Here is a 14,614-nt window from a genome sequence, read left to right on the forward strand (position 1 = left end):
CGCACGCAGGGTTCGTGGCGCAGCTTTCGTGCCGTGCGGGGGGCGACGAAGAATCAAGGGGTTGGCGGGGGTTTTGTCGCAGGCGCTTGTTGCTGTCTCACCGAGACTGAGACGGCGCATGAGAATTTGAACGTCGTATAAGATTGGACGACGTTCAAATTCAAGGGCCACGAACCGTGATCGAACCAGAACCCCCCGGCCGCCGCGAGCGCCGCCGCACCCAGACGCTCGACCACGTCGCGTCCACCGCCATGCGCCTGTTCGAAGCCCAGGGCTACGACGCGACCACCATGGAGCAGATCGCGCAGCAGTCCGACGTGGCCAAGGGCACGCTCTACAACCACTTCCCGACCAAGGAAGCGATCCTGGCGCACTGGGTGCATCTGGAACTCGTGGTCGATGCGCAGCGCCTGCATGCGTCGATCGACCCGAAGGCGGGTTTCACGGTGCAGCTCACCGGCCTGCTCGATGCGTCGGCCGACTGGTCCGAGCGCTACCGGGCCTACCTGCTCGACTACTTCCGCTTTCGCTTTCTCAACATCGAGAGCGAACTCGGCGGCGGTGACCGCGGCACGCCGCGCGACCTCTCGGGGTTGTTCGAGGTGCTCATCGCCGCCGCCCAGCAGGCCGGCACGCTGCGCACCGACGTGTCGGCCGCGCACCTCGCGAGCCTGCTGCACCACCTGTACTTCGGCGCGCTGATGCGCTGGCTCACGCTGCCCGGTCTCGTGCTGCGCGACGAGTTCGCGGTGGTCGTCGACCTTTTCGTCGGCGGCGCGCGCGCGGCCCCGAAACCCGTCGCAAGGAGGCGCTCCTCATGAAGATCGCCGTGCTCACCTACGGCACCGAGGGCGACGCGCGCCCGCTCGCCGCGCTGTGCCGCGCGCTGGACGACGCGGGCCATGCGTCGGTGCTGCTGGCGGACGCGACCACGCTCGGTGCAGCCGAACGGCTCGGCGTGCGTTCGCAGGCATTGGCCGGCGACATCCGGCAGGCGCTCGGTGGTGTCATCGCGCAGGGCGACAAGCCGGCCGCGGCCGCCAAGGCGCTCGCGGACATCGCCAATGCCAACGCCACGCCCTGGCTGCGCCAGACCGTCGAGACCGCGCAGGGCTGCGACGCCATCGTCTGCGCGGGACTCGCGGCCTTCGTGGGCCTGTCGGCGGCCGAGGCGCTGGGCGTGCCCGCCATCGGCGCGGGCATGTTCCCGCTCACGCCGACGGCCGCGTTCGCCTCGCCCTTCCTGCCGCCCGCCCGCGTGCCGCGCTTTTTGAATCGCGCGAGCCATCACCTCGTCAACGGGCTGCTCTGGCGCGCCTTCCGGCCGGCCGTGAATGCCGCGCGCGCCGAGGTCTGCGGCCTGCCGCCGCGCCGCCGCCTGTGGACCACGCACCCCGCGCTCTACGGCTATTCGCCGAGCCTGCTGCCGCGACCGGCCGACTGGCCCGCCAACGCCGCCGTGTGCGGCCAGTGGCTCGCGCCCGCGCCCGACTGGCAGCCGCCGGCGGCGCTGCGCGACTTTCTCGCGGCCGGCGAGGCACCTGTCTACATCGGCTTCGGCAGCATGACGGGTTTCGACAAGGCGCGGCTGCTCGCAGCCCTCGTCGATGGCATGGCCGGCCGGCGCGCGGTGCTGCATCCCGGATGGAGCGGCCTCGATGGGGAGCAGCTGCCGCCGAATTTCCACGCCATCGGCGACACCCCGCACGACTGGCTGTTTCCGCAGATGGCGCTGGCGGTGCACCACGGCGGCTCGGGCACCAGCCACTCGGCCGCGCGCGCGGGCGTGCCCTCGGTGGTCGTGCCGTTCGCGGGCGACCAGGCGTTCTGGGCCCACCACCTCGCGCAGGCGGGTGTGGCACCGCCCGCGGTGGCGGGTGCCCGGTTCGGCGCTGACGACCTGGCGCGCGGCATCGCGTTCGCGCACGACCCGCAGGTGCGCGCGCGGGCCCGTGCGCTGGGCGAACGCATGCGCGCGGAAGACGGCCTGGGCATGGCCGTGCGCGCCATCGAGCAGATCCTGAGGCGTTAGCCGCGCTGCGGCGCCACGATGCCGAAGCGCTTCATGTGGCGGTACGCGGTGGCGCGGCTGATGCCGAGCGCCTGCGCGGCCCGCGCCACATGCCAACGGTGGCGCTGCAGCGCGTCGAGCAGGCGCGTGGCCTCGGCGGCGCTGTCGTCGTCGTTGTCGATCGCAGGGGGCGTGGCGTCGCGGTGGTCGAGCGATGGCCGATACGGCGCCAGGCGCAGCTCCTCGGGCGTGATGCTCGCGCCTGTGCAGAGCGCGAGCGCCAGCCGCAGCACATTGCGCAACTCGCGCAGATTGCCCGGCCAGTCATGCGCCATCAGCCGCAGCATCGCGGTCTCCGACAGCCGCGCGGTCGAGCCCATCGCCGCCGCTTCTTCGTGGAACATCGCTTCGATCAGATACCGCCGGTCGCGTCGCGCGCGCAGCGGCGGCAGCTTCAGCACCGCGCCGCACAGGCGGTAGTACAGGTCCTCGCGAAAGCGCCCGGCCGCGACCAGCGCCGACAGGTCGCGGTGCGTGGCCGCCACCACCGCAAGGTCCACGCGCTGCGGCGACTCGGCGCCCAGCGGCAGCACCTCGCCTTCGGACAGCACGCGCAGCAGCCGCGTCTGCAGCGCCATCGGCATGTCGCCGATCTCGTCGAGAAACAGCGTGCCGCGGTCGGCCTGCGCGATCAGTCCCTTCATGCCCTTGGCGCGGCCGCCGGTGAAACTGCCCGGCGTGTAGCCGAAGAGCTCGCTCTCGATCAGCGAATCGGGAATGGCCGCGCAGTTCACCGCCACAAAGGGCAGCGCCGCGCGCCGGCTCGCGCCATGCAGCGCGCGCGCAAGCACCTCCTTGCCGCTGCCGGTCTCACCCTCGACCAGCACATGGATGCCGCGGTCCACCAGCCGGCGCGCCTGCGCGATCAGCTGCTGCATCGCAGGATCGTCCTCGCCCGCGATGCGTTCGAGCGGCGGCAGGCGGTCCGAAGGTTGGGGCGCCGGTGATGCGGGCGCCGTGGCCGGCGAGCGCCGCAGGCGCGGCGCGATCAGCGAGGCGTGGTACTCGCCGCCACCGGGCAGCAGCACCGTGTGCGCGAAGGGCAGGGCGGATGCGCCGCCGTTGCCCAGGCGCCAGATCGCATCCATCGGCATATGCAGCAGCTCCGACACCGCGCCGCCCCGCAGGGGTTGCTGCAGCCCCGAGAAGACCTCGCGCGCGCCACCGTTGGCGCCCACCACCGTACCGCCATCGTCGAAGGCCAGCATCACCTCGCCCGCCACGTCGACCAGTCCGAAGGCGCTGCCCAGCCGCAAGATCCAGTGGCCGCGAAAGTGCCGCAGAAAGTCGGCGTCCTCGATCATCCGCGCGTACATCGACACCAGGTGCCGCACCAGGTGCTGGCTCTCGCGCGCCTCGGGCGAGCGCAGCGCCGACACGTCGAGGATGGCCGTGAGCTTGCCGCTGTGGTCGAACAGCGGCGCCGTCGTGCAGGTGAGCGCGATGTGCGTGGCGTCGAAGTGCTCGGTCTGGTGGCAGGTCATCGGCTGGCGCTCGATCAGGCAGGTGCCCACGCCGCAGGTGCCGGCGTGCGCCTCGTTCCAGTCGGCGCCCAGGTACAGGCCGGCGCGGCGCAGCTGGTCGTCCCAGGCCGGGTTGCCGATGTAGTCGACCGTGATGCCCTCGGCATCGGTCAGCAGCACCATGTAGCCCAGCTCGGCCACGCGGCGGTAGATGTCTTCCATGCCCGCACGCGCCGCGCGCAGAAAGTGCTCGAGCTGCTGCTGGTGCACGCGCACCTCCTGCGCCGGCAGGATGCGCGCCGGCGTCGGCCGCGACGGATCAAGCCCGTGGTCGCGCACGCAGCGTGCCCACGACTTGTGCACCAGGCTCGCCGCCGGATCGGCCAGCAGCGCCGTGCCGGTGGCGATCGAATAGACGTTGTCGATGTGGCGCGATTGCAGGGACGTCATGCGCAGCCTCGTGCGTGGGTGGGCGCGGCACGGGGAGAGGCTGCGCAGCCGGACATGATTCGGCTGTCGCACTGTCGCAGGAGAGAGGTGAAACCCGGTGGAACGGACGTGTTACTCCTGCACACAGCGAGAGCGGACGCGCGGCCCGCGCGTCGCTCACACGCCCAGCAGTTCCTCCAGCACCTTCGGCTCCGCCAGCAGTTCGGCCGACGCCCCATGCCGCACGATCTGCCCCTTCTCCATCACCACCGCCAGGTCCGTGTGCGCGAGCACCTTGCGGTAGTCGCGGTCGACGATCAGCGTGGCGATACCCGTCGCGCGGATCTCGCTGATCACGCGCCAGATCTCGGCCACGATCAGCGGCGCGAGGCCTTCGGTGGCTTCGTCGAGGATCAAGAGGCGCGGATTGGTCATGAGCGCGCGGCCGATGGACAGCATCTGCTGCTCGCCGCCCGACAGCTGCTGGCCGCCGTGCGAGAGCCGCTCCGACAGGCGCGGGAAGGTGGCCATCACGCGGTCGAAAGTCCAGGCGCGCTGGCCGTCGGCGCCGGCGCGTTCGCTCATCACGAGGTTCTCGCGCACCGACAGGTTCGGAAAGATGCCGCGGCCCTCGGGCACGTAGCCGATGCCCAGGCGCGCCATCTTCTCGGGCGGCAGGCCGGTGACGGTGCGGCCGTCGACCTGCACCTCGCCTGAAGCCGGACGCACGTAGCCCATGACCGTGCGGATGAGCGTGGTCTTGCCCATGCCGTTGCGCCCGAGCAGGCCGACCGAGGTCGCCGCGGGAATGCCGGCGTGCACGCCGCGCAGGATGTGGCTGTTGCCGTAGTAGGTGTTGAGGTCGCGAACGATCAGCATTTTCAGTGTTGCTCCTCGCCGAGGTAGGCCGTGCGCACTTCGGGGTTCTCGCGGATCGACTTCGGGTCGCCCGTGGCGATGACGGTGCCGTTCACCATCACCGTGATGCGGTCGGCGATGCGGAACACGGCGTCCATGTCGTGCTCCACCAGCAGGATGGCGTGCGTGGCCTTCAGCCGCGCAAGCAAAGTGAGCATGCGGTCGGTTTCTTCGGCGCCCATGCCGGCGAGCGGCTCGTCGAGCAGCAGCACGCGCGGGTGGGTGGCCAGGCACATCGCCACTTCGAGCTGGCGTTGCGCGCCGTGGCTCAGCGTGCCGGCGATGCGTCGGGCTTCGGCCGTGAGGCCGGCGGCGTCGAGCGCGGCGTCGGCCGACGCGTTGCTGGTGGCGCAGCGCTGCGACGACTGCCAGATCGCCCACGGTTTGGCCGTGGCGGCCTGCGCGGCGAGGCGGCAGTTCTCGTGCACGCTGAACTCCGGGAAGATGGTGGTGCGCTGGTAGCTGCGGCCCACGCCGTCGCGGGCGCGGCGCGACTGCGCACGCGCGGTGATGTCCACGCCGTCGAGCGCGATGCGGCCTTCGGAGGCCTCGATCTCGCCCGAGAGCATGTTGATGAGCGTCGACTTGCCGGCGCCGTTGGTGCCGATCACCGCATGCACTTCGCCGATGTGCAGGTCGAGCGTGACGGCGTTGACGGCGGTGAGGCCGCCGAAGCGGCGGGTGAGGCCGGCGACGGAAAGAAGGGCCGAGGTGTTCATTGTCTTGCTCCCTCTCCCCTCGGGGAGAGGGTTGGGGTGAGGGCATGGGGCGGTAAAAATCGCGGGTCGGTGGACAGGCCGACAGCCCTCACCCTAATCCTCTCCCGCAAGCGGGAGAGGGGACGAATACCGAACGCGGGAGCGGTCATGGGGCCTCCTTCGGCGACAGCCGTTTCACCAAACCGATCAGCCCCTTCGGCAGCAACGCCACGAACACGATGATCGCAATGCCCAGCGTGAGTTGCCAGTGATCCGCCAGCGGCCCCATCACCGCATGCGTCGAGAAGACTTCCTTCAGCAGCGTGAAGGCCACGGCGCCGATCACCGCGCCGCGCAGGTGGCCGAGGCCGCCCAGGATCACCATCAGCAGCACCTCGCCGGAGTTGTGCCAGGCCATCAGTTCGGGGTTGACCACGCCGTCGCGCGAGGCCAGCAGGAAGCCTGCGAGCCCGGCCAGCGCGCCCGCGAGCACGAAGGCCGCGAGCTTGTAGCCGTACACCGGAAAGCCGGCGGCACGCATGCGCTGCTCGTTCACGCGGATGCCCGCGAGCGCCGCGCCGAAGCGCGAGCGGCGCACCAGCGCGAGCAGGCCGTAGGTGAACACCAGCGCGGCCAGCACCACATAGAACAGCACGCTGCGGTTCTCCATGTCGAGCGCGCCGAGGGCCGGGCGCACGTACAGGTAGATGCCGTCGCTGCCGCCGCCGACCTTGGTGTCGTGGAACACGAAGAAGGCCATCTGCGCGAAGGCCAGCGTGACCATGATGAAGTACACGCCGCGCGTGCGCAGGCTCAGCGCGCCGACGAACAGCGCATAGAGCGCCGCCGCGCCCATCGACAGCACCAGCAGCACCGCGAAGTTGCCGCCCTCGCTGCCCGAGGCCAGCACGGTGACGTACGCACCGATGCCGTAGAAGGCCGCATGGCCCAGGCTCACGAGCCCGGTCATGCCCACCAGCAGCTCCAGGCTGAGTGCGAAGATCGACAAAATCATCACCTTGACGATGAAGTCCGACGCGTAGTTGCCCAGCAGCGGACCGGCCACGGCGAGGGCGATGGCGCACAGCACGGGCACGACGAAGGCGCCGCGCCGCGGCGACGAAGACACAGACGCAACCACGGGGCTCATGGCCGCCTCCCCATCAAGCCTTCGGGCTTCCAGATCAGCACGATGGCCATCAGCAGGTAGATGCCGATGCCGCTGAGGTCGGCGAAGAACACCTTGCCGAAGGTGTCGACAAAGCCCACCAGCAGCGAGGCCACGAGCGCCCCGGTGATCGAGCCGATGCCGCCGATCACCACGAGCACGAAGCAGATGATGAGCACGCTCGCGCCCATGTTCGGGTACACCGAGGACATCGGCGCGGCGATCATGCCGGCGAGCGCCGCGAGCGCCACGCCGGCCGCGAACACGATGCGGTACAGCCGCTTCACATCGATGCCCAGGCCGCGCACCATGTCGCGGTTGCTGGCGCCGGCGCGGATCATCATGCCCAGGCGCGTGCGGTTCACCACGTAGTACAGGCCCACGGCCAGCACGATGCAGGCGGCCGAGGCGAACAGGCGATACCAGGGGTAGCTCATGACGTTGCCCAGTGCGAAGCTGCCGTCGAGCCACGCGGGCACCTTCACGCCGTGCACGTCGTTGCCCACGAAGATGGAGCGCAGCTCCTCGAACACCAGGATGAGACCGTAGGTCATGAGCACCTGCTGCAGGTGGTCGCGCTGGTAGAGGTAGCTGAAGAAGGCCCACTCCAGCACGTAGCCGAAGATCGCGGCCAGCACCACGCCGGCCACCAGCATCAGCAGAAACTGGTCGCCGAACAGCGGCGCCAGCGAGAACGCCAGGTAGGCGCCGATCATGTAGAAGCTCCCGTGCGCGAGGTTGATGACGCCCATGATCCCGAAGATCAGCGTCAGCCCCGAGGCCACGAGAAAGAGCAGCAGGCCGTACTGAACGGAGTTCAGGCACTGCACGAGAAAGGTTCCGAAATCCACCGTGAGATCCCAGTTGGTTGTGGTTGCCGCAAGGCGGCTCGCAGCCCTGAACTCGGTCAGGGCCGCGAGGGAACGAGAGAGAACCGAAGGCCCGTGGCCTTACTTACATCCGGCAGCCGCGAGCGGGGTCAGACAGGCCCTTGATGGCCGTGCTCACCAGCTTGTTTTCCTTGCCCTCGACCTTGCGCAGGTAGATGTCCTGCACCGGGTTGTGCGACTTGCTCACCGTGAAGGTGCCGCGCGGGCTGTCGATCTTCGCCTTCTCGATCGCGCCCGTGAACTCGGCCTTCTTCGAGATGTCGCCCTTGGTGGCGTTCAAGCCCACGCCCAGCATCTGCGCGGCGTCGTAGCCCTGCACCGCGTACACGTCGGGCTGCAGCTTGAACGACTTGGCATAGGCCACGCGGAAGGCGTTGTCGCGCGGGGTGTTCAGGCCGTCGGCGTAGTGCAGCGTGGTGAGCATGCCTTGCGCCGATTCGCCCTGCGCGTCGAGCGTGCCGTCGGTCAGGAAGCCGGGGCCGTACAGCGGGATGGTCTTGTTCAGGCCGGCGGCCTGGTAGTCCTTGACGAACTTCACCGCACCGCCGCCCGCGAAGAAGGCGTACACCGCATCGGGCTTGGCCGCGGCGATCTCGGTCAGCAGCGCCTGGAACTCCACGTTGGGGAAGGGCAGGGTGAGCTGCTTGTCGACCTTGCCGCCGTTCTTCTCGAAGCCTTCCTTGAAGCCGTTGACCGACTCTTCGCCGGCCGCGTACTTCCAGGTGATGGTCATCACCTTCTTCTTGCCCTGCTGCTTGGCCGCCACTTCGCCCATGGCGAAAGCCGGCTGCCAGTTGCTGAACGAGCTGCGGAAGATGTTGGGCGCGCACATGGGGCCCGTCACCGCGTCGGCGCCGGCGTTCGGCACGATGAGCACGGTGCCGCTTTCCTTGGCGGCCTTGGCCATGGCCATCGCCACGCCCGAGTGCACGGTGCCGACGATCACGTCGACGTTGTCGCGCTTGATGAGCTTGTTGACGTTGTCGGTGGCCTTGGCGGGGTCGGACTCGTCGTCGACCTTGAAGTATTCGATCTCGCGGCCCGCGAGCTTGCCGCCCTGCTGTTCCACGTAGAGCTTGAAGCCGTTTTCAATGGCCACGCCCAGGGCGGTGTAGGTGCCGCTGTAGGGCAGCATCAGGCCGACCTTGAGCTTGCCCGTGCCCTGTGCGCCGGCGGCGGTGGCCAGTGCGGCGAAGGCGATGGCCGTGAGCGCCAGGCGCGCGGTGCGAAGGTTCGTCATGGTGTCTGTCTCCTGTTGTTGGTGATGAAAGAAGCGGTCGCGACGATGACACGATCCGGCTGATCGCGATGCGGGGAATGCCCGCATTCAGGGATTTCGAGCAGCTCGCATTTCCCTGCCACGCGCGGTGCGATGTCGCGGATCTGCGCGAGCGTGCCGTACTCGTCGTCGATGCCCTGCACCGCAAGCACGGGGCAGCGGATGGTGGCTAGCTCGGCCTCGATGTTCCAGTCGCGGAAGGGCGGGTGCAGCCAGATGCGGTTCCAGCCCCAGAAGGCCGAGTCCGTGCTGTCGTGGTAGCGGCCGAGCCTGGCGGGCAGGTCGGTCGTGCGGTACGCGGTGCGCGCGATCTCGATGTTCGCGACGGTCTTGTCTTCCACGAAGAGGTGCGGCGCGAGCACCACGAGGCCTGCGACCTTGTCGGGGAAGCGTGCGGCATACAGCAGAGAGATCGAACCGCCGTCGCTGTGGCCGAAGAGCCAGGGCTTTTCGTCGCCGAGCTTCAGTGCGGCGAACAGCGCGGGCAGCACCTCGTGCGCCTGGCGGTGCATGAAGTCGACGTCCCAGATCTCGTCTTCGGCGCGCGGCGTGGAGCGGCCGTAGCCGGGGCGCGAGAACACGAGGCCGCGTGCACCGGCGGCTTCGCAGACTTGCGCGGGGAAGTCCTTCCACATGGCGAGGGAGCCGAGGCCTTCGTGCAGGAACACGATGAGCGGGGTATCGGCGCCGCGTTCGGGGGCGATCCATTGGCACTCGATGCGGATGGGGCGGCCGCGCCAGTCGATGGTGGCGAAGGTGGTGCTCATTGCATGGCCTCTGGCTGTTGCTCCCTCGCCCTCTGGGAGAGAGTGGGGGTGAGGGCCAGCGGCGCTCGCGAAGGCTGTGCGTGTGCGAAGGCCGATGCCCTCACCCTGACCCTCTCCCAGAGGGAGAGGGGACAACGCGGGAACCTCGTGCGCATGTTCACGCCTGCTTCTCGCGTTCGCGCAGCCGGAACCGCTGAATCTTTCCCGTCGCCGTCTTCGGCAACTCGCTCACGAACTCCAGAAACCGCGGGTACTTGTAAGGCGCCAACCGCTCCTTCACGAACGCCTTGAGTTCGTCCTCAGTCACCGCAGCGCCGTCCTTCAGCACCACAAATGCCTTGGTCTTCGTGAGCCCGTCGGCGTCGTCCTTCCCGATCACCGCAGCCTCGAGCACGGCCGGATGCTGCATCAGCGTGGCCTCGACCTCGAACGGCGACACGTAGATGCCGCTGACCTTGAGCATGTCGTCGCTGCGGCCCGCGTACGTGAAGTAGCCGTCGGCGTCGCGCGTGTACTTATCGCCGCTCTTGGTCCAGCCGCCCTGGAAGGTGTCGCGCGACTTCTCGCGGTTGCACCAGTACATGAGCGCCGAGCTCGGGCCGCAGATGTACAGGTCGCCCACCTCGCCGTCGGGCACGGGGCGGCCGTCCTCGCCGCGCAGCTCGACCTCGTAGCCGTCCACCGGCTTGCCCGTGGTGCCGTAGCGCACGTCGCCGGGGCGGTTCGAGATGAAGATGTGCAGCATCTCCGTGGAGCCGATGCCGTCGATGATTTCGCAGCCGAAGTGCGCCTTGAAGCGCTGCGCGATCTCACCCGGCAGTGCCTCGCCGGCCGACGAACACATGCGCAGCGCGACCGCATCGCGTGCGGGCAGCTTGGGTGAGGCGAGCATGCCCGCGAAGCCTGTAGGTGCGCCGAAGAACACGGTCGGCTGGTGTTCGGTCCAACGACGGAAGGTGGCATCGGGCGTGGGGCGTTCGGCCATCAGCACGACGGTGGCGCCGACCGACAACGGGAAGGTCAGCGCATTGCCCAGGCCGTACGCGAAGTACATCTTGGCGGCCGAGAAGCACACGTCGTCTTCGGTGAGGCCGAGCACGGGCTTGCCGTAGAGCTCGGCGGTCCACCACAGGTTGGCGTGCGTGTGCACCGTGCCCTTGGGCTTGCCGGTGGAGCCGGAGGAGTAGAGCCAGAAGCCCGGGTCGTCCGAAGCGGTGGGTGCCGGTGCGGGCAGGGGCTCGACGGCGGCGAGTGCGGCTTCGAACTCTTGCGCGCCCTCGGGCAATGCGCCCGTCGGTTGCGACACGAACAGCGTCTGCACTTCATGGCCGCCGCGCGCCATCGCATCCTGCAAGGTCGGCAGCAGCGCGCCCGACACCAGCACCGCCTGCGCGCGGCTGTGGTCGAGCATGTAGGCGTAGTCGTCGGGCGTGAGCAGCGTGTTCACGGCCACGGGCACGATGCCCGCGCAGAGGCAGCCCAGAAAGCTCACGGGCCAGTCGTTGCCGTCGAGCATGAGCAGCAGCACGCGCTCTTCGCGGCGGATGCCCGCGGCTTTCAGCGCGGCGGCCAGGCGGCGCGCGCGGTCTTCGAGCTGGCCGTAGCCCAGCGTGCCGCGGTCGTCGATGTAGGCGGTGCGTTCGGCGCGGCTGCGGTTGAGGGCGAACAGGTGTTCGGCAAAGTTGAATCGTGCGGGCAGGCTGCTCATCGTGTGTCTCCTTGGGGCCTGTGCGGGGGCTAGAGGCCGAGGGCGGCGAGCACGCCGGGGCTCGCCTGCACCGCGCTCTTGCGGTGATAGAAATCGAGCGCGCGCAGGCCGCCCAGTTCGGCGCCACCGCCTGCGCGGCCGGGGCCGCCGTGCATCGACATCGGCATCACGTTGCCGTGGCCGGTGTGGGCTTGCGCCACCTCGGGCGTGATGACATGCACGCGGCCGTGGCTCGGCGCGACCGACAGCGCGGCCTGTGCCAGCGCGGCATCGTCGCTGCCGTACAGCGAGGTGACGAGCGAGCCCTGGCCACGGTGCGCGAGCGCGATGCCGTGCGCGAGGTCGTTGTAGGGCAGCAGCGTGGCGACCGGGCCGAACACTTCCACGTCGTGCACGCGCTGCGCCGCATCGGCGTCGCGCGCGCCCAGCAGCACGGGGCCGATGCAGGCGGCCACGGCGGGGTCGGCGTCGATGAGGGGCTTGTTGCTGCTGTCGTGCAGCACGGTGGTTTGCGTGGCCAGTGCGTCGAGGCCGTCGCGCACCGCGTTCAGTTGTGCGCGGCTCACGAGCGAACCCATGCGCACGTTCTCGTTGCGCGGGTTGCCGACGGTCACGCCCGCGAGCTTGGCGCCGATGGCTTCGGCAGCGGCGTCGTACACCTCGGCCGGCACCAGGATGCGGCGGATGGCGGTGCATTTCTGGCCCGACTTGACCGTCATCTCGCGCACCACTTCGCGCACGAGCAGGTGGAAGGCCTCGCTGCCGGGCGCGGCGCCGGGCAGCAGCAGGGCGCTGTTGAGGCTGTCGGCCTCGATGTTCACGCGCACCGAACGCTCGGCCACGGCCGGGTGCGAACGGATGAGGGCGGCCGTCTCGGCCGAGCCGGTGAACGAGACCACGTCGAAGGGCTGCAACTGGTCCATCAGGCCGGCCGAGCTGCCGCAGATGACCGACAGCGCGCCGGCCGGGAGCACGCCCGCATCGACGACGTCCTTCACCATGCGCTGCGTGAGCCAGGCGGTGGCCGTGGCGGGCTTCACGATCACGGGCACGCCCGACAGCAGCGCGGGCGCGGCCTTTTCCCACAGGCCCCACGAGGGGAAGTTGAAGGCGTTGATGAACAGCGCCACGCCGTGCGTCGGCACCTGCAGGTGCTGCGACTGGAACACGGGCTCCTTGCCGAGCTTCACGGCGTCGCCGTCGCGCAGCGCGCGCACGTCGCCGAGCGCATCGCCCCACTTGGCGTACTGGCCGAGCGTGAAGATCGCGCCGTCGATGTCGACGGCCGAGTCGTTCTTCACCGTGCCGCAGTTCGCGGTGGCGATCTCGTAGTACGCGTCGCGGTTCGCCTGCAGCACCTTCACGATGGCGGCGAGCAGGCCGGCGCGTTGGCGGTAGGTGAGGGCGCGCAGCGCGCGGCCGCCCTGTGCGCGGGCGAAGCTGAAAGCTTCGGGCAGGTCGAGGCCGGTGGCGTCGACGCGTGCGAGTTCGGTGCCGAGCACCGGGTCGAACAGGGGCGTGCCGGCGCCCGTGCCGCTTTGCCAGCGGCCGGCGACGTGGTTGGCGAGAAGGTCGGTCATGGGGTGAACTTGATCTGCCCTTCGGGCAGGAGATAGAGAACCAGCGCGCGGCCTTGGGCCACGGTCGGGCGGTGTGCGGTGCCGGGCCCGTAGACGCACCAGCCCGCGGGCCGTCCGTCGAAGGTGGCGGCGGGGGTGTCGTCGAGCGGCATGATCAGGTCGATCTCGCCGTTCGGGTGCGTGTGGTGCGGGCCGGCGAGGTCCTGCATGTCGACCACGTCGACCGAGAAGCGATGCAGCGCGTCTTCGGCCTTGAAGACGCGGCCGTATTTGATGCCGCCACCTTCGCGGTCGCACAGCCAGCCTTCGGCGACGCCGCCGATGCAGGCCTGGCGCAGTTGCGCAAAGCGGTCGCTGCCGGCGCCGTGGGTGGTGTTGAGCCACTGGTCGAGCGTGTCGTCGAGCGGCTGGCCGGCGATCTCGGCGGTCAGGCCGGCGATCAGCTGGTGAAATGCCGCCTTGCCGGTGGCGGGCGTGGAGGTGTCGGACATCGTGGGCCTCGAACGGATGAACTATCGACTTCTTGCAGGAAGGCTGCGCGTGCAGTATCTTGCGTGTGATCGAACAATAAGCAGCGAGACAACAGGTGTCAAGCAATATAGTGCATCTATGGTGTTTACCCTGAGCGCGCACAATCCCGGCGAAGAACGAGGAATGGCATGAACGAGCATGTAGACGCGGTGCTGGCCACCGCGCCCGAGGGCGGCACCGGCAACCACGGCGCCGCCGTGGCCGGGGAGGCCAAGAACCCACTGCTGGCGGCACTGGGCGACCGCGTGCGCAATCTGCGCGCGCAGCGCGGCCTCACGCGCAAGGCGGTGGCTTTGTCGGCCGACGTCTCGGAGCGCCACCTGGCGAACCTGGAATACGGCATCGGCAACGCATCGATCCTGGTGCTGCAACAGGTGGCCGGGGCGCTGCACTGCTCGCTGGCCGAGCTGGTGGGCGACGTGACGACCAGCTCGCCCGAGTGGCTGCTGATTCGCGAACTGCTCGAGCACCGCAGCGAGGCCGACCTGCGCCGCGTGCGCGTGGCACTCGGCGAGATGCTGGGCACGGCCTCGGTCGATCCGGCGCGGCACCGGCGCATCGCGCTGGTGGGGCTGCGCGGCGCGGGCAAGTCGACGCTGGGCCAGATGCTGGCCGAAGACCTCGAGATTCCGTTCATCGAACTGAGCCGCGAGATCGAGAAGCTCGCCGGCTGCAGCGTGCGCGAAATCCACGACCTGTACGGCACCAACGCCTACCGCCGCTACGAGCGCCGCGCGCTCGAAGAAGCGGTGCAGATCTACAGCGAGGTGGTCATTGCCACGCCCGGCGGCATCGTGTCCGACCCGGCCACCTTCAACGAGCTGCTCGCCCACTGCACCACCGTGTGGCTGCAGGCCGCGCCCGAGGAGCACATGGGCCGCGTGGCCGCGCAGGGCGACACCCGCCCGATGGCCGCCAGCAAGGAAGCCATGGAAGACCTGCGGCGCATCCTGAACGGGCGCGCCGCGTTCTATTCGAAGGCGGACCTGTCGGTGGACACGAGTGGTAAGACGCTCCAGCAGAGCTTCCAGGCGCTGCGCACGGTCGCCCGCCAATCCATAGGCCTGGTCTAGGCCTCCGCAATCTGAAAAAAAGCACAACAGGCATTGACT

13 protein-coding genes are annotated in these 14,614 nt (G+C 69.3%); 3 read left to right on the top strand and 10 right to left on the bottom strand.

All coding sequences use genetic code 11. The annotated features are described in order from the left end of the window. The first annotated feature begins 176 nt into the window (after positions 1–176). Both CLU95_RS15480 and CLU95_RS15485 read left to right on the top strand, forming a co-directional pair. Entirely contained in the window at positions 177–821 is a 645-nt protein-coding gene (locus CLU95_RS15480; protein ID WP_306512702.1) for a TetR/AcrR family transcriptional regulator, read from the top strand. Next, positions 818–2,032 carry a glycosyltransferase gene (locus CLU95_RS15485; RefSeq protein WP_099794364.1) on the top strand — a complete coding sequence of 405 codons (1,215 nt, stop codon included), beginning with the start codon at positions 818–820 and terminating at the stop codon, positions 2,030–2,032. The genes CLU95_RS15480 and CLU95_RS15485 overlap by 4 nt, the downstream gene beginning before the upstream one ends. Here CLU95_RS15485 and CLU95_RS15490 read toward each other — a convergent pair. The 10 genes from CLU95_RS15490 to CLU95_RS15535 form a co-directional block, all read right to left on the bottom strand. Continuing rightward, the gene (locus CLU95_RS15490) at positions 2,029–3,984 is read right to left on the bottom strand and encodes a sigma-54-dependent Fis family transcriptional regulator (protein WP_099794366.1); all 1,956 of its coding nucleotides are present in this window, start codon (positions 3,982–3,984) and stop codon (positions 2,029–2,031) included. The two genes, CLU95_RS15485 and CLU95_RS15490, sit on opposite strands and share 4 nt — an antisense overlap. A gap of 156 nt (positions 3,985–4,140) precedes the next feature. After that, positions 4,141–4,842, bottom strand: a complete 702-nt coding sequence (locus CLU95_RS15495) for an ABC transporter ATP-binding protein (protein ID WP_099794368.1) — start codon at positions 4,840–4,842, stop codon at positions 4,141–4,143. A gap of 2 nt (positions 4,843–4,844) precedes the next feature. After that, on the bottom strand, positions 4,845–5,600 hold the full coding sequence (locus CLU95_RS15500; RefSeq protein ID WP_099794369.1) for an ABC transporter ATP-binding protein: 756 nt from the start codon (positions 5,598–5,600) through the stop codon (positions 4,845–4,847). Positions 5,601–5,745: 145 nt separating this feature from the next. Continuing rightward, the gene (locus tag CLU95_RS15505; protein ID WP_099794371.1) at positions 5,746–6,729 is read right to left on the bottom strand and encodes a branched-chain amino acid ABC transporter permease; all 984 of its coding nucleotides are present in this window, start codon (positions 6,727–6,729) and stop codon (positions 5,746–5,748) included. Further along, on the bottom strand, positions 6,726–7,598 hold the full coding sequence (locus CLU95_RS15510) for a branched-chain amino acid ABC transporter permease (RefSeq protein WP_099794373.1): 873 nt from the start codon (positions 7,596–7,598) through the stop codon (positions 6,726–6,728). Before CLU95_RS15510 ends, CLU95_RS15505 begins: the two co-directional genes overlap by 4 nt. A 103-nt stretch (positions 7,599–7,701) precedes the next feature. Further along, entirely contained in the window at positions 7,702–8,877 is a 1,176-nt protein-coding gene (locus tag CLU95_RS15515; RefSeq protein WP_099794375.1) for an ABC transporter substrate-binding protein, read from the bottom strand. Further along, positions 8,874–9,683 carry an alpha/beta fold hydrolase gene (locus CLU95_RS15520; RefSeq protein ID WP_099794376.1) on the bottom strand — a complete coding sequence of 270 codons (810 nt, stop codon included), beginning with the start codon at positions 9,681–9,683 and terminating at the stop codon, positions 8,874–8,876. The genes CLU95_RS15515 and CLU95_RS15520 overlap by 4 nt, the downstream gene beginning before the upstream one ends. A gap of 157 nt (positions 9,684–9,840) precedes the next feature. Further along, positions 9,841–11,391, bottom strand: a complete 1,551-nt coding sequence (locus CLU95_RS15525; protein WP_099794378.1) for a benzoate-CoA ligase family protein — start codon at positions 11,389–11,391, stop codon at positions 9,841–9,843. Positions 11,392–11,420: 29 nt separating this feature from the next. Next, the gene (locus tag CLU95_RS15530; RefSeq protein WP_099794380.1) at positions 11,421–12,971 is read right to left on the bottom strand and encodes a 3,4-dehydroadipyl-CoA semialdehyde dehydrogenase; all 1,551 of its coding nucleotides are present in this window, start codon (positions 12,969–12,971) and stop codon (positions 11,421–11,423) included. Next, entirely contained in the window at positions 12,968–13,462 is a 495-nt protein-coding gene (locus CLU95_RS15535) for a 4-hydroxylaminobenzoate lyase (protein ID WP_099794382.1), read from the bottom strand. The genes CLU95_RS15530 and CLU95_RS15535 overlap by 4 nt, the downstream gene beginning before the upstream one ends. A 168-nt stretch (positions 13,463–13,630) precedes the next feature. On the opposite strand from CLU95_RS15535, the gene CLU95_RS15540 reads away from it, so the two are divergent. Beyond that, positions 13,631–14,575, top strand: a complete 945-nt coding sequence (locus CLU95_RS15540; protein ID WP_099794384.1) for a helix-turn-helix transcriptional regulator — start codon at positions 13,631–13,633, stop codon at positions 14,573–14,575. Positions 14,576–14,614: the final 39 nt, after the last annotated feature.

Source organism: Variovorax sp. 54, assembly GCF_002754375.1.
Lineage (GTDB): Bacteria > Pseudomonadota > Gammaproteobacteria > Burkholderiales > Burkholderiaceae_C > Variovorax.